At 62.6% G+C, this 22,246-nt stretch carries 17 protein-coding genes and 1 pseudogene; 15 read left to right on the forward strand and 3 right to left on the reverse strand.

Annotated features, from left to right (window positions below):
• Positions 1-353: 353 nt before the first annotated feature.
• From BVER_RS12755 to BVER_RS12795, 10 genes and pseudogenes are all read left to right on the forward strand, one after another.
• The gene (locus tag BVER_RS12755) at positions 354-1,163 is read left to right on the forward strand and encodes a DeoR/GlpR family DNA-binding transcription regulator (RefSeq protein WP_050453612.1); all 810 of its coding nucleotides are present in this window, start codon (positions 354-356) and stop codon (positions 1,161-1,163) included.
• Between the two features lie 87 nt (positions 1,164-1,250).
• Positions 1,251-2,210, forward strand: a complete 960-nt coding sequence (locus BVER_RS12760; RefSeq protein ID WP_050453613.1) for a tagatose kinase — start codon at positions 1,251-1,253, stop codon at positions 2,208-2,210.
• Positions 2,207-3,492 (forward strand): annotated as a pseudogene (locus BVER_RS12765) (D-tagatose-bisphosphate aldolase, class II, non-catalytic subunit). Before BVER_RS12760 ends, BVER_RS12765 begins: the two are co-directional and overlap by 4 nt.
• Before the next feature lie 167 nt (positions 3,493-3,659).
• A complete protein-coding gene (locus BVER_RS12770) occupies positions 3,660-4,649 on the forward strand; it encodes an ABC transporter permease (RefSeq protein WP_050453614.1) in 990 nt (329 codons plus the stop codon).
• Positions 4,650-4,891: 242 nt separating this feature from the next.
• Positions 4,892-5,635, forward strand: coding sequence for a sugar-binding protein (locus BVER_RS12775; protein WP_050453615.1), 744 nt, complete (start codon positions 4,892-4,894; stop codon positions 5,633-5,635).
• A 16-nt stretch (positions 5,636-5,651) separates the two neighbouring features.
• Complete coding sequence (locus tag BVER_RS33770) at positions 5,652-5,888, forward strand: ATP-binding cassette domain-containing protein (protein ID WP_050453616.1); 237 nt, start codon at positions 5,652-5,654, stop codon at positions 5,886-5,888.
• A complete protein-coding gene (locus BVER_RS12785; RefSeq protein WP_050453617.1) occupies positions 5,816-6,850 on the forward strand; it encodes a sugar ABC transporter ATP-binding protein in 1,035 nt (344 codons plus the stop codon). The genes BVER_RS33770 and BVER_RS12785 overlap by 73 nt, the downstream gene beginning before the upstream one ends.
• Positions 6,850-6,981 carry a hypothetical protein gene (locus BVER_RS35215; RefSeq protein WP_269750761.1) on the forward strand — a complete coding sequence of 44 codons (132 nt, stop codon included), beginning with the start codon at positions 6,850-6,852 and terminating at the stop codon, positions 6,979-6,981. Before BVER_RS12785 ends, BVER_RS35215 begins: the two co-directional genes overlap by 1 nt.
• Positions 6,982-7,053: 72 nt before the next feature.
• Positions 7,054-7,923 carry a D-psicose 3-epimerase gene (locus BVER_RS12790; protein ID WP_050453618.1) on the forward strand — a complete coding sequence of 290 codons (870 nt, stop codon included), beginning with the start codon at positions 7,054-7,056 and terminating at the stop codon, positions 7,921-7,923.
• A gap of 47 nt (positions 7,924-7,970) precedes the next feature.
• Complete coding sequence (locus tag BVER_RS12795) at positions 7,971-8,585, forward strand: NUDIX hydrolase (protein WP_050453619.1); 615 nt, start codon at positions 7,971-7,973, stop codon at positions 8,583-8,585.
• 10 nt (positions 8,586-8,595) lie between these two features.
• Here the strand turns inward: BVER_RS12795 and BVER_RS12800 are convergent, their stop codons facing one another.
• Positions 8,596-9,897 (reverse strand): sugar efflux transporter, encoded by a 1,302-nt coding sequence (locus BVER_RS12800; RefSeq protein WP_050453620.1) that lies wholly within the window; start codon positions 9,895-9,897, stop codon positions 8,596-8,598.
• A gap of 173 nt (positions 9,898-10,070) precedes the next feature.
• Here BVER_RS12800 and BVER_RS12805 point away from each other — a divergent pair, with 173 nt between their 5' ends.
• The 5 genes from BVER_RS12805 to recD all read left to right on the forward strand — a co-directional run bounded on the left by BVER_RS12805 (position 10,071) and on the right by recD (position 20,389).
• A complete protein-coding gene (locus BVER_RS12805; protein WP_050453621.1) occupies positions 10,071-10,277 on the forward strand; it encodes a hypothetical protein in 207 nt (68 codons plus the stop codon).
• Between the two features lie 144 nt (positions 10,278-10,421).
• Complete coding sequence (locus BVER_RS12810; protein ID WP_050453622.1) at positions 10,422-10,844, forward strand: ADP-ribosylglycohydrolase family protein; 423 nt, start codon at positions 10,422-10,424, stop codon at positions 10,842-10,844.
• A 109-nt stretch (positions 10,845-10,953) separates the two neighbouring features.
• Entirely contained in the window at positions 10,954-14,508 is a 3,555-nt protein-coding gene (recC, locus tag BVER_RS12815; RefSeq protein ID WP_232316525.1) for an exodeoxyribonuclease V subunit gamma, read from the forward strand.
• The gene (recB, locus tag BVER_RS12820; RefSeq protein WP_050453624.1) at positions 14,505-18,263 is read left to right on the forward strand and encodes an exodeoxyribonuclease V subunit beta; all 3,759 of its coding nucleotides are present in this window, start codon (positions 14,505-14,507) and stop codon (positions 18,261-18,263) included. The genes recC and recB overlap by 4 nt, the downstream gene beginning before the upstream one ends.
• Positions 18,260-20,389, forward strand: coding sequence for an exodeoxyribonuclease V subunit alpha (gene recD / locus BVER_RS12825; protein WP_050453625.1), 2,130 nt, complete (start codon positions 18,260-18,262; stop codon positions 20,387-20,389). The genes recB and recD overlap by 4 nt, the downstream gene beginning before the upstream one ends.
• Before the next feature lie 13 nt (positions 20,390-20,402).
• On the opposite strand, the gene BVER_RS12830 is transcribed toward recD, so the two are convergent.
• Positions 20,403-21,764 carry a glycerophosphodiester phosphodiesterase family protein gene (locus tag BVER_RS12830; RefSeq protein ID WP_050453626.1) on the reverse strand — a complete coding sequence of 454 codons (1,362 nt, stop codon included), beginning with the start codon at positions 21,762-21,764 and terminating at the stop codon, positions 20,403-20,405.
• Positions 21,765-21,864: 100 nt separating this feature from the next.
• Positions 21,865-22,245, reverse strand: a complete 381-nt coding sequence (locus tag BVER_RS12835) for a TraR/DksA family transcriptional regulator (RefSeq protein WP_050453627.1) — start codon at positions 22,243-22,245, stop codon at positions 21,865-21,867.
• Position 22,246: the final 1 nt, after the last annotated feature.

Consider the following 22,246-nt stretch of genomic DNA (forward strand, 5'->3'; position numbering starts at 1 on the left):
ATCGGCGAAGTTCCAAACTCCCAGGAAACCATTCAGATCAATATTGCTTCTGGGAGTTCTGGGAAACACGATCTTCCGGCGGCCCCTTGCCACCCTTGACTTCGACTAATTCTGAAGGGCCGACTAATGAGCGGCTTAAGCATCGCCGTTCCCTAAGCATTTTTTCTAAAGCGCAAACGTTTGCGCATTCAAATTCGCTTCGTTTTGACCATTAATTTAAACCGTTAAAGAGACGCTCGTTCGCTAAAGGCTCAAGGGAAAACCACTAGCGCTAAAGCGCGTGATCGCCTTTGACGGACTTTCGATTCGAAACTAGACTCTTACGAAACAAAAGACATGTCGGACGGCGACCGATGCTCACCAACAAGAATTCCTTGAAGCGGCGATTGCAGATCGTCGAACTTGTTCGCAAGCGCGGTGAGGTATCCGTCGAGGAATTGAGCCAGGCGTTCGATGTATCGAGCGTGACGATTCGAAGCGATCTGACCTATCTGGAGCAGCAGCGCTATCTGCTGCGCTCCTTCGGCAAGGCGCGCTATCTGGCGCAAAAGAGCGGCGAGGACATCCTCGTGCCGGCGTCCGATGGCGCGGCGCGAAAATCCTCGGAGACGCTGATCGCGCGGATCGCGGCCGAAAGTGTCGGCGATCACGAGGCGGTCATGTTGGGCGCGGGCGAGATCATTCACAAGATCGTGCCGTTTCTGGCGGACCGCGCGAACCTGTCGTTGCTGGTTCAGGACATTGCCATTGCACATACTGCGCAGCGCTTTTTGCATTGTGAATTGCTGTTGACGGGCGGGCAGCTGGAAAACGGCGGCACGGCGATGTCCGGTCCGGACGCGGAGGCATCGGTCGCGCGTCGGCAGATCGACGTATGTCTGCTGCAGGCATCGGGACTCGATCGCGACGGCAATCTGCTCGCGGCCGATCCGGCGCTGGCGCGTGTGGCTCATGCCGCTGCGCGCGCGGCGACGCGCACGATCGTGCTGGCGTATCAGCCGTTGCTCGACGAGCGCAGCGGCAAGGTGTTCGCAAGCGCGGCGGATGTCGACATGTTGTTGATCGACGACGGTATCGATCCGCCGACCATCGACACGATGGCGCGTCACGGTCTGACGCTCGAAAGAAGGGAAGGCGGCGTAGTCGAATTCCGCCGCGACTGACGACTCATGAAGGGCCAAGCAGGAACGGCACGAGCACGCGCTCGTCATTTATATCGATATCCTAAAGATTAAACGGAAGGAACGGCTATGACTCAGTCCGGCTATGTTCTGACGATGGGTGAAATTCTCGTCGAGATTCTCGCAACCGAAATCGGCCAGTCGTTTCGGCGACCGGGCATGTTGATGGGGCCGTATGCGAGCGGCGCGCCTGCCATTTTTATCGATCAGGTGGCGAAAGCCGGCAGCCGTTGCGCGATCATCGGTTGTGTCGGCGACGACGACTTCGGCGTGTTGAACACGGAACGCCTTCGCGGCGACGGCGTGGATGTGTCGGGCATCTCGGTGATCAAATCGGCGACTACGGGCAGCGCCTTCGTGACCTATCGCGAAGACGGCGATCGCGATTTCATTTACAACATCGCCAATAGCGCATCGGGGCATTTGTCGGTCGGCGAGATTCGCGAGCATCTGCTCAAGGAATGCGGCCACTTCCATGTGATGGGCTCGTCGCTGTTTTCCTTCCGCATCATCGAGGCGATGAAGAAGGCCATCGAAGCGGTGAAGAGCAACGGCGGCACGGTCAGCTTCGATCCGAACATTCGCAAGGAAATGCTGCGTATTCCGGAGATGCGCGAAGCGCTCGATTTCATCCTCGATTACACCGATGTCTTTCTGCCGAGCGGGCACGAAGTGATGCTGCTGGCCAACGCGAGTTCGGAGCAGGGCGCGATCGACGAACTGCTCGCGCGCGGCGTGCGCGAAGTGGTGATCAAACGCGGCAAGGACGGATGCAGCCGCTATGACAGCAACGGCGTGCGCCACGTTCCGAGCTTGCCCGTCACGGAAGTCGATCCGACCGGCGCGGGCGATTGCTTTGGCGGAACCTATATTGCGTGCCGCGCGCAAGGTTTCGATGTCGATCGCGCGTTGAGCTACGCATGCGCGGCGGGCGCGCGCGCCGTCACGTTTCGCGGGCCGATGGAAGGCACGGCGACGCTGGCCGAACTGGATGCGTTCATCATCGAAAGAAAAGGGGCACAGTCATGACCGATATCGTCGAGCGTCTCACGGGCGACGCACGCGCCGCCGCGCGGCTCAAGGGCATCTATTCGATCTGTTCGGCGCATCCCTGGGTCATCGAGGCCGGCATGATGCAGGCGCTCGATGACGATACGCCGTTGCTGATCGAATCGACATCGAATCAGGTGGATCAGTACGGCGGCTACACCGGCATGAAGCCCGCCGATTTCGTGCGGTTCGTGCACGCGCTCGCCGATGGCGTCGGCTTTCCGCGCGAGCGTCTGATTCTGGGTGGCGATCATCTCGGCCCGAACGCATGGCGCGCGCTGTCCGCCGACGAAGCCATGCAACGCGCCGATGCGTTGATCGATGCCTACGCGTCCGCGGGCTTTCGCAAGATTCATCTGGACACGAGCATGTCGTGCGCCGACGATCCGCCGCGTCTGTCAGACGATATCGTCGCCGAGCGGGCGGCGCGTCTCTGCGCGGTGGCCGAAGCGGCCGCAGAACGCGAAGGCTTGCGCGAACGGCCGGTCTATATCGTCGGCACCGAAGTGCCGGTGCCAGGCGGTGCGTCGGACGAATTGAGCACGGTCGAGGTCACGCATGTCAGCGCGGCGCTCGAAACCGTCGCGGTGCATCGCCGTGCGTGGCAGGCGCGCGGGCTCGATGACGCATGGCATCGCGTGGTCGGACTCGTGGTGCAGCCGGGCGTCGAATTCGATCATACGAAGGTGGTGAATTACGATCCTGCCGCCGCGCGCGATCTTTCGAAAGTGCTCGACGATTTGCCGGGCATGGTGTTCGAAGCGCATTCCACGACTATCAAAAGCCCGAGGCGCTGGCCGCGCTGGTGAACGACGGCTTCGCGATTCTCAAGGTCGGGCCGGGCGCGACGTTCGCGCTGCGTGAAGCGCTGTACGCGCTCGCCGATATCGAGAACGAACTCGTCGCGCCGCACGCGCGTTCCAATCTTCCCGACGTGGTCGAGCAGGTGATGCTGGACAAGCCCGGCAACTGGGACAAGTACTATCACGGCGACGATGACGAGCGGCGGCTCATGCGCGTCTATAGCTATAGCGACCGCATCCGCTATTACTGGGCCGATCCGCGCGTGGACGAAGCCGCGCATCGACTGGTCGATAACCTTGCAAGTATCGATATTCGCGAGAATCTCATCAGCCGCTATCTGCCGGAGCAATATTGGCAACCGCGGCGCAACAAGATCGACGCATCGCCGATGAGCCTGATTTACAGTAAGGTGCGCGATGTCATCGGGCTGTATGCATCGGCGTGTGCCAGATCGTAAGGATTCCAATATTTGAGCTTTTCATGCTTTGATGTATTCGCTTAACGCCGGCAGGGAAAACCAGCTTTGACGGGCTTTCGACCCGAAACTAGACTCTTTCACGACAAAAGCAGCCTGTTCTCGCGTATAGGCGAGCGACGAGCGCATCGAGGCACTGGAGGCGACACATGAGCAAGCCCAGTTTGGCTCCGAACGAGCCGGCCAAGCCGCGTCTGGGCTTTGCCGCGCAATTGCTGCACTCGCGCGAGACGGGTATCGTCGGCGCGCTTGTGATCATGATCGTCGTGCTGTCGATCTTCGCGCCCGACTTCGCGAGTAAGGGCAATCTGCTCAACGATGCGCGCAATCTGTCGTTCATCGGCATCGTCGTGCTCGGGCAGGCGGCGGTGATGATCACGGGCGGCATCGACCTGTCGGTGGGCAGCGTCTGGGAGCTTGCCGCCGTGGCCTCCGCCGCGATGATGCAAGCGGGCATGGGCGTGTTTCCCGCTTGCGTGCTGACCTTGCTGATCTGCGCCGTGGTCGGCCTCTTCAACGGCTTCTGCGTGACCAAGCTGCGCATGCTGCCCTTTGTGCCGACGCTCGCCACCATGAGTATCGCGCGGGCGCGGGCGCTGATCATTACGCGCGGCAAAGCCATCGACGGCTTCCGTCCCGATGGCGATGCGTTTTTCGCGCTCGGCGGCGGCGATATCTTCGACTTGCCCGTGCCCTTCGTCATCTTTGTCGTGCTGGCGATCATCGCGGCCATCGTGCTCAAGCGCACCGTGTTCGGCCGGCAGCTCTATGCGGTCGGCGGGAACGAACGCGCGGCCGTGCTGACCGGCCTCAACGTCGATCGCCTGAAGATGAGCGTGTATGTGATGTCCTCCGTGCTCGCGGGTCTCGCGGGCATCATCGAAGTGAGTTATCTGTCGTCCGCCATTTCGAATCAGGGGCTGGGCAAGGAGTTGTCGGTGATCGGCGGCACGGCGCTGTCCGGCGGCGAAGGCACGATCATCAGCGTGTTCGTCGGCACCGTGATTCTCGAAGTGCTGCGCAACGGTCTCGTTCTGCTTGGCACGGACGCCTATTGGCAAGGGGTGTTCGTCGGTTCCGTGATCGTGCTTGCCATGTTTATCGATCAGCTCAGAAAAGGCGTCTGGCGACGTCGCTAATGGCGGTACTCATAAAACGAAACCCTCGGAGACAATCATGACACGCACCATGATCAGCGCAGTGGCCGCGACCGTATTGTTCGGGCTGGGCATCGCCCAATCGCACGCGGCGGACAAGAAGGTATTCGCCGTCGTGCCGAAGGCGCTCGGCGTCGCCTTCTATGCCGATGCGGAAAAAGGCTGCAAGGAAGAGGCCGCGAAGCTCGGCACCGACTGTCTGTTCACGGGTCCCGCGCAACTCGATGATGCGGAGCAGGGCGCGTATCGTGCGCGATCTGATTACCAAGAAAGTGGCGGGCATCGCCATCGCGCCGAACAATGCGGACTCGATCAGCAACGTGATCAGTGCGGCGCTGGCGAAGAACATTCCCGTCGTGACCTTCGATTCGGACGCGCCGAAGTCCAAGCGTATCGCGTTCATCGGCACCAACAACGAAGCAGGCAGCGTGGCGGCGGGCGAAGCCTTCGCGAAGGCGCTGCCGAAGGGCGGCACGTATGCAATTCTGACCGGCGGCTTGTCGGCGGCGAATCTCAACGAGCGTATCAAGGGCTTCAAGTCGAAGCTCAGCGGCGACTTCAAGGAAGTATCCGGCTCGCCGTTCGCCTGTAACGACGATTCGAGCACCGGCGTGCAACTGATTCAGGACATGCTCGCGAAGAACCCGAATCTCGACGGTATTTTCTTCGCGGGCAGCTGGCCGATGTTCGCGCCCGAGGCCTATATTCGAGCGGTAAAGAATAAGGCGGCCGATATCAAGTCGGGCAAATTCGTAATCGTCTCGTTCGATACCTTGCCTTCGCAAATCAAGCTGCTCAAGGAAGGCTATGCGACCACGCTGATCGGTCAGCGTCCGCTCACGATGGGCATCGAATCGGTCAAACAACTCGACGATCTCTCCAAGGGCGGCAAGGTGCCCCCGATCACCGATACGGGCGTGGATATCGTCAACTCGTCGAACGTCGACAAGTTCGTCGGCGGCAAATAAAACGAAGGTGCCCGCCATGACCGCACTCCTGAGCGTCGAGCAGATCACCAAGACTTATCCGGGCGTGAAAGCGCTGCAGGAAGTGTCGTTCAGCGTGGAAGCCGGCACCGTGCACGCGGTCATGGGCGAGAACGGCGCGGGCAAGTCCACGCTGATGCAGGTCATCGCGCGCGCGCCGCGATGCAGCGTATCGGAATCGCGCTCGATCCCGATACGCGCCTGGGCGATCTCACCATCGCGCAGCAGCAGTTGATCGAGATTTGCAAGGCGCTGATTCACGAGCCGCGTCTGCTGATTCTCGACGAACCGACATCGAGTCTGTCCGAAGCGGATTCGCTCACGCTGTTCAAGGTGGTGCACGAACTGCGCGCGCGTGGCGTGACCATTCTGTATATCTCGCATCGCATGCGCGAGGTGTTCGACAACTGCGATGCGGTCACCGTCTTGCGCGACGGCAAGCACGTTCGGACCGCGCGCCTTGCCGACACATCGCCCGATGAAGTCGTGCGTCTGATGGTCGGGCGTGATCTGGCCGAAGTGAAGCGAATTCGTCAGGATAGCGAAGGAAATCAGATCGTGCTGTCCGTGCAGGGACTCGGCGACGACGAGCGTTATCGCGACGTCTCCTTCTCCTTGCAACGCGGCGAGATCGTCGGGCTCGCCGGTTTGATCGGCGCGGGCCGATCCGAAGTCGCGATGGGCATTTTCGGCGCGCCGCCGCCCAAGCACGGCACCGTATCGCTGGAAGGCAAGCCTGTCAAAATCGGCAAGCCGCGCGATGCGATGAAACTCGGCATCGGCCTCGTGCCCGAAGATCGCAAAGATCAGGGTTTGATACTCGGCATGTCGGTGGGCAGCAATCTGTCGCTCGCGGCGCTCGGGCTCGGTCGCCTGTCGAAGGCAAACATGATTCGGCCTCTGCAGGAATCGCGGATGATCGACAGTTACGTCGACCGCTTCAAGATCAAGACGCCGACGGTCGAACAACTCGTCAGTCTGTTGAGCGGCGGCAATCAGCAGAAAGTGGTGCTGGCGAAGTGGCTGGCGTCGAAGCCGCACGTGCTGATCGTCGATGAGCCAACGCGCGGCGTCGATGTCGGCACGAAAGCGGAAATCTATGCCCTGATGCGCGAACTCGCACGCGATGCCTCGCGATTCTGGTCATCTCCAGCGATCTGCCGGAAATTCTCACCATCTCAGACCGCATCCTTGTGATGCGCGCGGGACAGCTCGCCGTCGAAGTCGATTTCGACGACGCGTCCGAAGAACGCATCATGTCGCTGGCGGCGCTCGAACATGCCGATCCCGCGCATCCGGAAGTCAAGCCGACGGGATTCGTGTCCTGAAGCTTTAATCTCGCATGAACATCTCGTCGAAACGATCGATTCGACATTCTGAATAATTAAGGAGTGCAGGTCATGAACAAGGTGGGCATGTTCTACACGTACTGGTCGACGGAATGGCTCGTCGATTTTCCGGCGGTCGCCAAGCGCATCTCGGAGCTCGGCTTCGACATGATGGAGATATCGCTGTCCGAGTTTCACACGCTGCCCGATGCGAAAAAGCGCGAGCTCAAGGCCGTCGCCGACGATCTCGGCCTGACCGTGATGTGCTGCATCGGCCTAAAGCAGGAGTACGATTTCGCCTCGCCCGAACAAAGCGTGCGCGATGCCGGCACCGAATACGTGAAGCGCCTGCTCGACGATTGCCATATGCTCGGCGCGCCGGTTTTCGCGGGCCTGACGTTCTGCGCGTGGCCGCAATCGCCGCCTCCCGGCATGAAGGACAAGCGGCCGTACGTGGAACGCGCGATCGACAGCGTGCGGCGCGTGATCAAGGTCGCGGAAGGCTACGTCATCTATGCGCTGGAAATCGTGAACCGCTTCGAGCAGTGGCTCGCCAACGACGCGCGCGAAGCGCTGGCCTTTTGCGATGCGGTCGACAATCCGTGGTGCAGGGTGCAACTCGATACCTTCCACATGAACATCGAAGAAAACTCGTTCCGCGATGCGATTCTCGCGTGCAAGTGGCGCCTCGGGCATTTTCATCTCGGCGAAGCGAATCGCTTGCCGCCCGGCGAAGGCCGTCTGCCGTGGGATGAAATCTTCGGCGCGCTAAAGGAGATCGATTACGACGGCACCATCGTGATGGAACCGTTCATGCGGCCGGGCGGTTCGGTCAGCCGCGCGGTGGGCGTGTGGCACGACATGTCCAACGGCGCAACCGACGAACAGATGGACGAGCGCGCGCGCCGGTCCCTGCAATTCGTGCGCGGCCGTCTGTCGTGATACCGTTCGTCTGAGCGGTTTCCACCCATCAGACGAGCGAATTTTTCATGCCCACGCCTTCTCTGGAACAGGCCCGACGCTTACTCGCCCTCGCGCAAACGGGCCTGCACTACGCCACCAGTCCGTTCGATACGGAGCGCTACGAAGAAATCGCGCAGATCGCGCAGGCGCAACTCGCCGAACTCGCCTCGACGGATAGCGCGACCGTCGCGCAACTCTTCTCCTTCGAATCCGGCTACGCCAATCCGAAACTCGACGTGCGATGCGCCGTGTTCAACGACGCCGGCCAGATTCTGCTGGTGCGCGAAACGGTCGACGGCCTGTGGTCCTTGCCGGGCGGCTGGGCCGATGTCGGGGTATCGCCGGCGGACAATGCGGCGAAGGAAGTGCGCGAGGAAAGCGGCTATACCGTGGATATCGTGCGTCTGCTCGCGGTGTGGGACATCAACAAGCACGCGCATCCACCGTCGGTGTTTCACATCTGGAAGCTGGTGTTTCTCGGCCGCATCGTGCGAGCGGGCGAGGTGATCGGCGCGGAGACGAGCGATGTCGCGTTCTACGATCTTGACGCGTTGCCCGCGTTATCGGAAGGGCGCATTCTGCCCGAACAGATTCGACGGCTCGACGCACTGCGCCGCAGCGGTGAGATCGATTTCGACTGAGACGCCGCCGTTACTGCGTCGCTTGACGGTTGCGCCGCGACTTCAGCCAGTTATATGCACGCAGCGTCACGAGCCTGAAGGTCGGATAAGCGAACAGCACGAGCGCGCCGAAGGTGAGCGCGCCGCAAACGAGAAACGTGCCGCGATAGCCGAGCGCCGCGACCAGCACGCCGGAGAGAATGCCCGACATAATCGAGCCGACGCGCGATGCGTTGAAGAACAGCGCCGTCGCCGAACCCGGACTGCGCGGCATCAGGTCCTGCATGTAGACCATCCCCAGACACGACGTGACGGCGACGACGAACGTGTTGAACGCCTGCATCGGAATGAGAAATTCCACGTTGGGCGCCGCCGCGACCGCGACGAAATAAACCATATGGACGGCCGCGCACGATGCCAGCCAGCGCTGCTTGTCGAGGCGCGAGCCGCGTGCGCCGAGCGCGAGCATCATCGGGATTTCGAGGAGTGCGCCGAGGCCGAGCATGATCGACACGTCGATGCGCGAGCCGTGCATGCCGTGTACGACGTAGAGCGGCAGCACGATCATCGTCGCGCTCGCGGCGAGCCCGATCAGCGTGAGCGCCACCGTCGCGCGCCAGATATCCGCGCGCGTATGCGATTCCCCTTCGTGCGGCGGCACCGCTTCTTCTTTCTCGGGCGCGGTCACTTCGAGCAGCGACGCCGGCTCTCCCGCATAGTGGGCCGGCGCGCTGTGCGGATCGCCCTTCGGCGAATCGTGCATGCGCCAAACGATTGCGCCGCACGCCGCGAAGCACGCGGCGGCGAAGAGAAAAAGCCCGTAGAAGCCCGCGCCCGCGAGTACCAGCGCGCCGACCGACGGACCGAACACCCATGCCATCGACAGCACGGTTCGCAGCGTGGCGAGCGCGAAGGCGCGTTCCGCGTGATCGTCGACGGGCAAGGCTGAACGCGCGAAGGAAAAGATCAGCGACATCGCCGAGCCGCCCGCGCCGAGAAACGCGATGCCGATGGCCACCAGAGCGGAGTAATTGCGCACCAGACAGAGCAGTACGAAGCCGAGCGTGGAGGCGATCAGCGCCGCCAGCAGCAGCTCGCGATGATGCCCGTGCCGATCGGACCATTTGCCCGCCAGCGCGCTCGCGACGACGCCGCTCGCCGCGATCATCGTCATGAAGAGGCCGAGTTGCAGCGGCGTCATGTTGGCCTGCTCGACGCTGAACAGCGACAGATACGGCGCCGTGAAGGACAGCGCGACGCCGAGCATCAGCGTGGTGCCGGCGAGCGGCATGAAGAAGGGAATGCGTGTGAGACTGACCAGGCGAGTGTTCATCCGGGGCTTCAGGCGACTTGTTCGAATGGGGACAAGTTGCGCATTATGCGCCGACGAGCCGCATGCTGTCTTGTTCGTGCGCGCATTGGCAGCGGTTTTCAGCTTATTCTAACGGGACGCGCAATGTCCTCTTGCGTTGCGATGATGGCTTCTTATCGACGAGGAGAACGCACATGGCCACCGAAACGATCCGCGACTGTCATCAACGTGTCATCGGCCTGATCCGCACGCATGTGGACGGCAAACAGACCGCTTACGACGAACGATTCCATATGCTGGGCATCTACGATCCGAAGATGGATCTCACGCGTGATCGCCATTTTCGCGTGTTCGGCGGCGGCAATCAGCTGTCCGCGCTGATCCGGCGAATACGCGCCTAAAATGAGACGCTCGGGACAGGATATGACCGGATTCGCGCTCATAATGGCCTGACAGGGCATCATACGAACCCTGATCACATTGATAAGCGATGACCGGATGAACCGCTCTTTCCTGCGTGCGGGCTTGTACGGCCGCACGGCCATATGCGCTCGCAATTGTGCTGCGCGCTGTATGCGCTGGTCGCGCGCCGGCTGATGGAAGGCGCATCCGCCGCCGATGCGCTCGCGCAAGCCGAAGCGTGGTTGCGCAGCCGCTTCGAGAACACGGCTTGCGACGCGGAATTGCATCGCGTGCTCGACGCGCGTCATACGCGCGGCAACGGCTCGGGTTATGTGCTCGACAGCCTGTGGTCCGCGCTGCAAAGCCTGCTCGACACGAACGATGTCGAATCGTGCCTGCGCCGCGCCATCGCGCTCGGCAACGATACGGACACGACCGCCGCCATCGCGGGCGGGCTCGCGGGGCTGCTGTACGGCTTCGAGGGAACTCCGGCGCGCTGGGTCGCGGCGCTGCGCGGCAGCGATATCGCCGATGCGTTGCTGGCGTCGTTGCATCGCGAGCCTTGACGCTTTCGACATCGACGCTCGGAAAACGGCCTGATTCGATAAAATCGCTGTTTCAACGAATCGTGCGCCTCGTGTGAGCCGGGGCCGCTGTCATTGCCACGGAGTCGATTTGAATCCGAATTCCCTGCCGCCCGGGCTGATGCTCGTGCACGGCAACCGCTCCGAGCGCCTGCGCGATCTGCTGGTCGAATGGATGAAGCGCTATCCGCTCGCGCCGCTCGAAAACGAAACCATCCTGGTGCAGAGCAACGGCATCGCGCAATGGCTGAAGCTTGCGCTCGCCGCGCATGCCGATGCGCAAACCGGCGAGGGCGGGTGCGGCATCGCGGCGGCGCTCGATATCGTGCTGCCGTCGCGCTTCATCTGGAAGGCGTATCGCGCGGTGCTGGGCGCGGATTGCGTGGCGGAAGATTCGCCGTTCGACAAGCCGCGTCTCGCGTGGCGTCTGATGCGCGTTGTGCCGTCGCTGGTCGGGCGCGCGGAGTTCGAGCCGTTGCGACGCTTTATCAGCCGCGACGACGATCGCCGCAAGCGCTATCAGCTTGCCGAGCGCATCGCCGATCTGTTCGAGCAGTATCAGATGTATCGCGCGGACTGGCTGGCCGCGTGGGCGCAAGGCGACGATGTCGCGATCGATGCGCGCGGCGAGCGGCATCCGCTGCCCGACGAACAGCGCTGGCAAGCGGCGCTTTGGCGCGAACTCGTGAACGAAGTGGCGCATTCGGCGCGCGGCGTGGCGGGCGAAATCTCGTCGACAGGCGGACGCGCGGCGGTCCACGAAGCCTTCATGCGACGTGCCTCGACGTGGCCCGAAGGCACGCGTCCGGCGGGCTTGCCGCGACGCATCGTCGTGTTCGGCATTTCGAGTTTGCCGCGTCAGTCATTGGAAGCGCTGGCCATGTTGTCGCGCTGGAGCCAGGTGCTGATGTGCGTGCCGAATCCGTGCGCGCATTACTGGGCCGATATCGTGCCCGACAAGGAATTGCTCAAGGCCGCGCATGCGCGACAAGCACGGCGCGAAGGCGCGCCCGCCGAACTCGATGTGAACGAGCTGCATCTGCACGCGCATCCGTTGCTGGCGTCGTGGGGCAAGCAAGGCCGCGATTTCATCGGACTCCTTGACGAATTCGACAGCGCCGAAGCGCGCGCGGGTTATCTGCAGCAATTCACGAATATCGGCAAGCGTATCGACCTATTCGAAGAACGCCATGCATCGACGATGTTGCAGCAATTGCAGGACGATATCCGCGATCTGCGGCTATTGCACGAGACGCGCGAGTCGTGGCCGCCGGTCGATCCCGTCGAAGACGATTCGATCCGCTTTCATATCGCGCATGGTCCGCAACGCGAGGTGGAAATCCTGCACGATCAGTTGCTCGCCGCCTTCAACGCCGATCCGACGCTGCGTCCGCGCGACATCATCGTGATGGTGCCGGAGATCGAAGCGTATGCGCCGCATATTCAGGCGGTCTTCGGCCTGCTCGATCGTAGCGATCCGCGCTATATCCCGTTCAGTCTCGCCGATCACGGGCAGCGTGCGGCGAATCCGCTGATCGGCGCGCTCGAGACCTTGCTCGGGCTGCCGCAATCGCGCTTCACGGTGAGCGATCTGCTCGATCTGCTCGACGTGCCCGCGTTGCGTGCGCGCTTCGGTATCGCGGAGAGCGATCTGCCGCGCGTGCGCGCGTGGGTGCGCGGCGCGAACGTGCGCTGGGGTTTGCATGCGGAGCAGCGCGCGAGCCTCGGCTTGCCTCACGACGATGAAGACGCGGCGCCGCATACGTGGGCGTTCGGCTTGCGGCGCATGCTGCTCGGTTACGCAGTCGGAAGCGGCGGCGAAGCGTGGAACGATATCGAACCGTTCGGCGAAGTGGGCGGTCTCGATGCGGCGCTGCTCGGCCCGCTCGCGCGCCTGCTCGACGCGCTCGATAATGCGTGGCGCAGTCTGCGCAAACCGGCGACCGTCGCGGTCTGGTGCGACCGTCTGCGCACCTTGCGCGCAACCTTCTTCTCCGATACCGATGCCGAAGACGCCTACACCTTCGCGCGCCTCGACGGCATCCTGCAGGACTGGCTCGATATCTGCACCGAAGCCGAGCTCGCCGACGAATTGCCGCTGTCGGTCGTCGGCGATTACTGGCTTGCACAACTCGATCAGGGCGCGCTGTCGCAGCGCTTTTTCACGGGCGCGGTCACCTTCGCCACGCTCATGCCGATGCGCGCGATTCCATTCCGCCGCGTCTGTCTGCTCGGCATGAACGACGGCGATTATCCGCGCGCGCGGGTGCCGATGGACTTCGATCTGATGCGCGGCTATTACCGGCCCGGCGATCGCTCGCGTCGCGAGGACGATCGTTATCTGCTGCTGGAAGCGGTGTTGTCGGCGCGCGATCATCTGCATGTGTCGTGGGTCGGTCGCAGCATCAACGACAACAGCGAGCGGCCGCCTTCGGTTTTGATCGGGCAATTGCGCGATCATCTCGCGCAAGGCTGGGCATCGTTCGATGACGACCAAGATCTGCTCGATGCGATCACGGTCGAACATCGCTTGCAGCCCTTCAGCGCCGAGTATTTCCGCACCGGCGATGCACCGTCGCCGCTCTTCACGTATGCAGCCGAATGGCGCTCGCCGCCCGACAGCGATGCACGCGTCGCGCAAGATGTGGCCTTGCCCGCGCTGGTCCGCGAAGAGCCGTTGTCGCTGCGCGATCTCGCGGACTTTTTGAAGAGCCCGGTTCGGGCATTCTTTCGCCAGCGCCTGCGTGTATCGCTCGACGAGGAAGAAGCCACCAGCGTCGACGAAGAACCGTTCGAACTCGATGCATTGTCGTTATGGAGCCTGCAGGACGAGTTAATCCGCGCGCAGGCGGCCGGCGCGCTTACCGATGAAGCGCTTGAAGAAACGCGCGAAGCTCATGTCGCGGCGATCCGAAGACGCGGCGATCTCGCGACCGGCGGCTTCGGCGATCACATGAGCGACAAGCTGCTCGAACCGATGCAGCGCATCTTCGACGAATGGCGCAAGCAACTCGAACGCTGGCCGAATGCGATCGCACGCGATCGCGAGATTCGTTTCGACATCGCGGGAGCGTTCGCGCCGATCTCGCTCGCGGACTGGCTCGGGCACTGGCGTTGCGATGACGACGGCAACGAAGTGCGCCTGCTGCTGTCGACGAGCGCGGTGGTCAATGGCAGCGCGTACCGCTACTCGCGGCTCGTCGGGCCGTGGGTCGAACATCTCGCCGCCAATGGCGCCATTGGCGGCGTGACCACGGTGATCGTCAGCAAGAAGGGCACGGCGACGCTCGCGCCGCTTTCGCGCGATATCGCGCAACAGCATCTCGCCACGTTGATGCGTTGCTGGGAAACGGGCATGGCGCGGCCCTTGCCGTTCGCGATCGAAACATCGCTGAAGTGGCTGATCGAAAGTCGCAACGATCCCGCCGCCGCCGAAACCAAGGCGCGCGCGAAATACGAAGGCGATAGCTTCAGCGCGGGCGAAGTTCGGCAGAGCGCGTCCTTGCATCGCGTGTATCCGAGCTTTGCGGCGCTTGCCGCCAGCGACGAATTCGCCGCGCTCGCCACGCAACTGCTCGATCCGATGCTCGATGCCGTGGTGAAGAAGGACAAACGCGAAAAGAAAGATCAGGGAGCGGACGCATGAGCGCGCAGATCGACCGCGATGAACACACGCCCCAGCCCTTGCAGCCGCTGAGTTTCCCGTTGTCGGGGCGCAGCCTCATCGAAGCGAGCGCGGGCACTGGCAAGACCTTCACCATCGCGATGCTGTATGTGCGGCTCGTGCTCGGTCACGATCCCGGCAATGCATCGGCGCGGCCGCTGACGCCGCCGGAGATTCTCGTCGTCACCTTCACCGACGCCGCGACCAAGGAGTTGCGCAACCGCATCCGCGCGCGGCTCACGCAGGCGGCGCGTTATTTTCAGCAAGCGGCAGAAGACAGCGAAGACGACGATCCGTTGCTGCACGATCTGCGCGAACAGTACGATGAGCATCTGTGGCCGTCATGCGCGCGCAGTCTGCAACTCGCCGCCGAATGGATGGACGAAGCGGCGGTGTCGACGATTCATGGATGGTGCAATCGCATGTTGCGCGAACACGCGTTCGACAGCGACAGCCTGTTCAGTCAGACGCTCGAAACCGATCAGAGCGATCTGCTCGCGGAAGCCGTGCGCGATTACTGGCGCACCTTCATGACGCCGCTCGATGGGCGTGGCGCGACGCTGGTTTCGACGTGGGTCAAGAGTCCGGCAGAGCTTCAGCAGAAGCTGCGCAATCTCGTCGATGTCGCGGCGTTGCTGCCGCAGTCCACCGAACCCGATGAAGTTCTCGAAGCACGCGCACGCAAGCTCGACGCACTCAAGGCGCCGTGGAAAAGCTGGCCCGAGGAAATGGGCCCGCTGCTCGACGCGGAACGCACGGCCAAGCGCCTGAGCGGAACCTCGTATCGCCGGGACTATTGCGAACGATGGCTCGCCGCGCTGACCACATGGGCGAACGATCCGCATGCCGCATCGCCCGAACTCAAGACGGGTTGGGATCGCCTCACCGCCGAAGCGTTGCTCGCGAACTGCAAGGGCACGCCGCCTTCGCATCCCGGTTTCGATGCGCTGTCGACCTTGCGCGCCGAACTCGCGGAACTCGACGCCGCGCGCACGGACATCCTCGCGCACGCGGCGCGATGGGTCGCGGAACGTTTTGCCGCCGAACAGACGCGTCGCGCGCAGATGGGCTTCAACGATCTGCTGTCGCGACTCGACAACGCGTTGCACGGCCCGAACGGCGCGCGTCTCGCGGAAGTGATCCGCCAGCAGTTTCCGGTCGCGTTGATCGACGAGTTTCAGGACACGGACCCGGTGCAGTACCGCATCTTCGACGCGGTCTACGGCGCGCGTGCCGATCGTGACGAAACGCAGCATACTTTGATCATGATTGGTGATCCTAAGCAAGCTATCTATGCGTTCCGTGGCGCGGATATTTTCACCTATCTCGATGCGCGCCGTTCGTGCGGCACGCGCCTTTACACGCTCGCGAAGAACTTCCGTTCGACGCATGAGATGGTCGCGGCGGTCAATCATTGCTTCGCGATCGCGGAGACGCGCGCGGACGGTCGCGGCGGGTTCCTGTTCCGCGACGAAGCCGCCAATCCCGTGCCGTTTATCGAAGTGAGCGCGCAAGGTCGCGCAGAAGCCTTCGCCGTCGATGGCGAAACGCAGCGCGCGCTGACCGTGTGGTACTTGCCGCCCGATGGCAGCGACGAGGGCGTGCGCAAGTCGGCGTATCTCTCGCAGATGGCCGCATCGTGCGCAAGCGAAATGGTGCGCTTGCTCAATCTCGGTCTGCGCGACGAAGCCGGTTTCGACAGCGACGACGGACGCCGCGCGTTGCGTCCCGCCGACATGGCCGTGCTGGTCAACAACTTCGGCGAGGCCCACGCGATACGCAGCCAACTCAGCGCGCGCGGCGTGCGTTCGGTGTATCTGCCCGAGCGCAGTTCGGTGCTGACCAGCGATCAGGCCGGCGAAATCGCGCACTGGCTCGCCGCGTGCGCGGAACCGGAAGACGGACGCCTCGTGCGCAGCGCGCTCGCCACCTCCACGCTCGGCTTGTCATTCACCGAACTCGATGCGCTCTTTTGCGACGAAGCGCGCTGGGAAGCCTGCGTGCTGCAATTTCGCGGCTACCGCGAATGCTGGCGGCGTCAGGGCGTGTTGCCGATGCTGCGTCGTCTGCTGAACGATTTTCATGTGCCCGCGCGCCTGCTGAAGTTGAATGCGCCATCGCGCGCATCGGACGAAAACACCGATGGCGAACGCGTGTTGACCGACTTGCTGCATCTCGCCGAACTGCTTCAGCAGGCGAGCACGCTGATCGAAGGCGAGCATGGTTTGATCCGTCATCTGCTCGAGGAGCGCGAGGCGGCGCAGGAAGGCACGGGCGGCGACGCGCGGCAGATGCGTTTGGAAAGCGATGGCGATCTCGTCAAGATCGTGACCATTCACAAGTCGAAAGGGCTCGAATATCCGCTGGTTTTCTTGCCTTTTGCATGTGCGTACCGCGCCGTCGACGAGAAAGCGATGCCGCTCAAATGGCACGACGACGCAGGCCGTTTGCACGTCGCGATCGAAGGCACGGCGGGCAACGTCGCGCAGGCCGACGAAGAGCGGCTCGGCGAAGATTTGCGCAAGCTTTACGTCGCGTTGACGCGCGCGCGCCATGCGACATGGATCGGCATGGCGGCACTCGACGATCTGGAGCGTAGCGCCATCGGCTATCTGTTGAGCGGGCAGAACGCGCTCGGGCCGGCGCGCTTCGTCGATGCGTTGGAAGCGGGCTTCGGTGTATCGGCGCATACGGCTTTGCTTGCCGCGCCAGAGCCGGGTATCGAGCGTTATATGGCGAACGACGAAGCGGCGCATCGCGGCGAGCCGCGCAGGTCTGCGCGCGTAGTGCGCGAGCCGTGGTGGATCGCGAGCTATTCGAGTCTCAAGACCTCTGATGGCGTCTACACGCCCGCGCCCGAAACGCCCGACGAAGACGTCTTTATCGAAACGCGCGACGCGCAAAGCGAAGCGGAAGAGGACGAAGACGCCACGCTCGCGCCAGCGCCTGTGCAGGCAACATCGAGCGCGTTACACGATTTTCCGCGCGGCTCGGAGCAAGGAAGCTTCTTGCACGATCTGCTCGAATGGGCCGCGCAACAAGGCTTCGCGGAAGTGGCGAAGGATCCGGCGATGCTGCGTGAAGTCGTCGCGCGGCGATGCAGCGTGCGCGGCCTCGAACGATGGATCGACACCCTCACCGACTGGCTCATGCGCATCGTCACGACGCCGTTCGTGCTGAGGGCGGAGCATGGCATGCAGGCGACATCCGTCACGCTGTCGCGCCTGCCGTCCGCGCTCGGCGAAATGGAATTCTGGTTCGCGGCCGCGCGCGTCGATACGCTCGAACTCGACCGACTCGTGTGCGCGCATACCTTCGGCGGCGCGGATCGTCCGGCGCTCGAGCAGACGCAATTGAACGGCATGCTCAAGGGCTTTATGGACCTCGTATTCGAGCACGATGGCCGCTATTACGTGGCCGACTACAAGTCGAACTGGCTCGGCGCGGACGATGCCGCGTACACGCCGGAACGCATCCGCGCGCAGATGCTGCGGTCGCGTTACGACCTGCAATTCGTGCTGTATTTATTGGGTTTGCATCGATTGCTGAAGACGCGCTTGCCCGATTACGACTACGACACGCATATGGGCGGCGCGGTGTATTTGTTCGTGCGCGGTTTGAACGCGGCATCGCAAGGTGTGTGCGCCGAGTGCCCGCCGCGCGAGTTGATCGAACGGCTCGATGCGCTGTTCATGGGCGAGACGCATGCGCTCGCCGCTGGTTTGGAGATCGAATGAGCACGCCGTTTTTTGCCACGCCCACCGATGCATCGATCGATGCACGCGACGCGCTCGCAAGCGCCCGCGATGCCACGCGTCTGCTTGCGGCATGGGTCGCGCGCGTCTGGTTGCGCGAAGTCGATGCCACGTTCGCCGGCTTTCTCGCTCGCGAAGCCGACGATGCATCCGGCTTGCTGATACTCGCGGCCGCTTTCGCAAGCCATCAACTCGGACGCGGCCACGCCTGTCTCGATCTCGCGGCGACCTTGTCTGATCCGACGTTTGCCTTGTCCTTGCCGCCGGATGGTCATCGCGCGGGCGATGAAGACGAAGAGGCCGACACGCCGATGCTGCCGTCGAACGTGCTCGAAGGCGTGACGCTCGCGCGCTGGCTCGAAGCGCTCGCGCAACCACATCTCGTCGGTTTTGGCGATGGCGATACGCCGCTCGTGCTGTCCGGCACGCGGCTTTATCTGCGTCGCTATTGGCGCTACGAGCAAGACGTGTGCCGCGCGATTCGCGAACGTATCGCGGAAGAGGACGCGCTCGATCCCGCTTCGTTGCGCGATGCGCTCGATGCGTTGTTTCCGCCGTCATCGGCAGCGAAGAAGGCGCGCACGGACTGGCAGAAGATCGCCTGTGCGCTGGCCGCGAAGAGCGCGTTCAGCATCGTCACGGGCGGCCCCGGCACGGGCAAGACGACGACCGTCGTCAAGTTGCTCGCGCTATTGCAGGCGCAAGCGTTGAAGGCTTCGTCCGATGCACGGCCGCTGCGCATTCGCCTTGCCGCACCTACGGGCAAAGCCGCCGCGCGTCTCAACGAATCGATCGCGGGCGCGGTCGAGAAGTTGCCGCTCGATGCGTTCGATCAAGCGCCGCTCATTCGCGAGGCAATTCCGACGATCGTCACAACGCTGCATCGGCTGCTCGGAACGGTGCCGAATTCGCGGCGCTTTCGTCATCATGCGGGCAATCCACTGTCGCTCGACGTGCTCGTGATCGACGAAGCATCGATGGTCGATCTCGAGATGATGAACGCCGTGCTGGCCGCCTTGCCACGCGGCGCGCGCATTGTGTTGCTCGGCGACAAGGATCAGCTGTCTTCGGTGGAAGTGGGCGCGGTGCTCGGCGAATTGTGCCGCCGCGCATCCGCCGCGCACTATACGCCCGCGACGCAGGCATGGCTCGAAGCCGCCAGCGGCGAGCCTATCGACGCAAAGGTTATCGATGCGCAAGGCGGAGCGCTCGATCAGGCCGTCGCGATGCTGCGCGAGAGTCATCGATTTTCGGCGACGAGTGGAATTGGTAAGTTAGCCGAAGCAGTAAACGATGGTGATCCGTCGCAGATGGCCAAGGTGTGGAAGCAGGGCTTCGACGATATAGCATTCGTCGAATGTCCGGAGCGTGGCGATGCGGTGCTCAAGGCGCTGGTCGTCGAAGGCGAAGCTGCGTCGATGGGCGTGACAGGCGATCTGTTCGACAGCGCGGCCGATGCGCGTCATGGCTATCGACGCTATCTGGAAGCGATGCGCGACCTGCAACCGCCGCATTATGCCGATCCCGTCGCCTTCGATGAATGGGCCCGCGCGGTGCTCGCCGCGCACGGCGAATTCCAGTTGCTGTGCGCGTTGCGGCGCGGACCGTGGGGCGTCGAAGGCATGAATCGCCGCATCGCGCGCATGTTGCAGGAAGAGGGCTTGATTCACGCGCATGCCGAGTGGTACGCGGGCCGGCCTGTGCTCGTCACACAGAACGATTACGAACTCGGGCTGATGAACGGCGATATCGGCATCACGCTGGCGCTGCCCGCGCCTGATGGAAAATGGAATTTGCGTGTCGCGTTCGCCGCCGGCGATGGCACACCGCGTATGCGCTGGGTGTTGCCGAGCCGTTTGCAGGCCGTCGAAACCGTATTTGCGTTGACGGTGCACAAATCACAAGGGTCGGAGTTCATGCACGCGGCGCTCGTGTTGCCCGACAGGATCAGCCCGGTGCTGACGCGCGAACTGATCTACACGGGCATCACGCGCGCGGGGCGATTCCTGACGATTGCGAGCGCCGGTGGCCTGGCGCTCGTCGATCAGGCGGTGCGGGCGCGCGTGCTGCGCGCCAGCGGTTTGTCGGCGGGATTCGACGCGTCGTGAGCCGCCGTCGGTCTTACTTGCCCAGTTCGTGCAGATACGCGGTACGTGCCGCGTAGGCCGTGTTCGCGAAGTCGCTGAAGACGCCATCCACGCCGAGCCGGAAGAACTTCAGATACTCCTGCGTCGGATCGCCGTTATAGTCCGCGGTCAGATATTTTTTCTCATTGCGGAACGTGAAGACGTGCACGAAAAGTCCGGCCTTGTGCGCATCGGTGATCACGCTCGTGGCGGGCTGCGTCGTCGCCTGACTTGTCGAGCCGGTGAAAGGCGTGCCGTCTGCGTTGGTCGCGGGATAAGGCGTGATCTTGTACGGCACGATCTGCGGCTTCCACGGGCCGATGCCGTCCGCATAGGTCTTGATCTGCGCGAGACCGGAGGGCGTCAGCATCACGTCGAACCAGCGCGGATCGCCGGCAACGGTCCAGTCGAACGGACGGCTGTCTGTGATCTCGTTGTAGATCACCGCGCTCGTGTGAAGGTCGACGTCGTAGGCATCGATCAATTGCACGATCTTCGTGTTGAGGCCGTGCGCCTTCATGTATTGCAGGCTCGACGGTTCGAAGCTCTGCACGAACACGGCCGCCGTCTTGCTGTTCAGATTGTTGTCGTTGAGGATCTTGATCAGCGCGTCCTCGAGCGGATGACTTCCCGCCACGCCGCAGCCGTTGGCGATGGCCTGTGCGTTGTTCCACGTCGGGTTCTTCGTCTCGGGATACACCGACAGCGTGCGGCCCGTCGCCGCGCTTTGCGTCTTGGCGATATCGATGATCTGCTGGAACGTGAGGACCGGATACTTGCCGTTGAATTCGGTCGGGCGCTCGCTCGCGGCATCGTAGGTCGTGCCGCCGATCAGCGTGCCGAGTTCGGCCGCCGTGAAGTCGGTGATCGACCAGTCGTTGGTGTGATCCTCGCCATCGACGATCAGCGACTTGAGCACGGACTTGGGATCGTTCGGATCGGTGAGATCGGTCAGATACTGCGACGGCCCGCTGGTCGGCGTGGTCGCCCATTGCACGTTCACCATCACGCCGGGCACCGTGCGCTTGCGGGCCGCAACGGACGCGTTGGTCTTGGCGACATCGGCGATATTGGTGTTATCCGACAGCCACGGATTATGACGGGCGACCAGCACGCAATCCTTAGACAAATGCAGATCTTCTTCGAGCGCATCGGCACCGTTCTGCGCGACCAATTCGTAGGATGGCTGAGTTTCTTCGGGACGCAAACCGGGCAATCCGCGGTGGCCGACCACCAGCGGTTTTTGTCCATCCAATGTCGAGAATGAATTATTGTGGTCGTCGCTGCCGCAAGCCGCGAGCGTGGCGGTAAAAGCAAGGAAAGCTGAAAAACAGGCATGCTTTCGCGTTCGATTCATCGACGTCTCCTCGTTGATAGTCTCCTTCCATTATTGCTAAGGGAAGGTTACGGTTATATGAACGAGGGCGCTATCAATCAAGCCAAACGAAGGCAGCTTTTCAACCACCTGCTTCGCGCTTGCCTTGTTCTTCCACGGTCAGAATCGCCTCCGGCATGACTTCGAGACGCGCCTGCGGAATCGGATCGCCGCTTTCGTCGCTCAGGCCATACGTGCCTTCATCGATCTTTTCGAGCGCGCGCTGGATATCGGCGATGCGCTGATCGTTCACGTTGCGCAATGCCTGATTCGGAATCTCCTGTTCCAGGCGCTGCGCGGCGTCTTCGAACTCTTCGGCTTCCGTGCCGTGCTCTTCCTGAAAGCGCCGTTCGCCAGCGATGGTGCCTTCCTCGCCGCCCAGCAAGGCGCGTTGCATCGCTAGGAGGTTGGCGCGTTGCTTTGCGATGAATTCATCGCTCAGGTTGCTTTGCTGGTCTGCCATT

The organism is Candidatus Burkholderia verschuerenii, assembly GCF_001189365.1.
Taxonomy (GTDB): Bacteria; Pseudomonadota; Gammaproteobacteria; order Burkholderiales; family Burkholderiaceae; genus Caballeronia; species Caballeronia verschuerenii.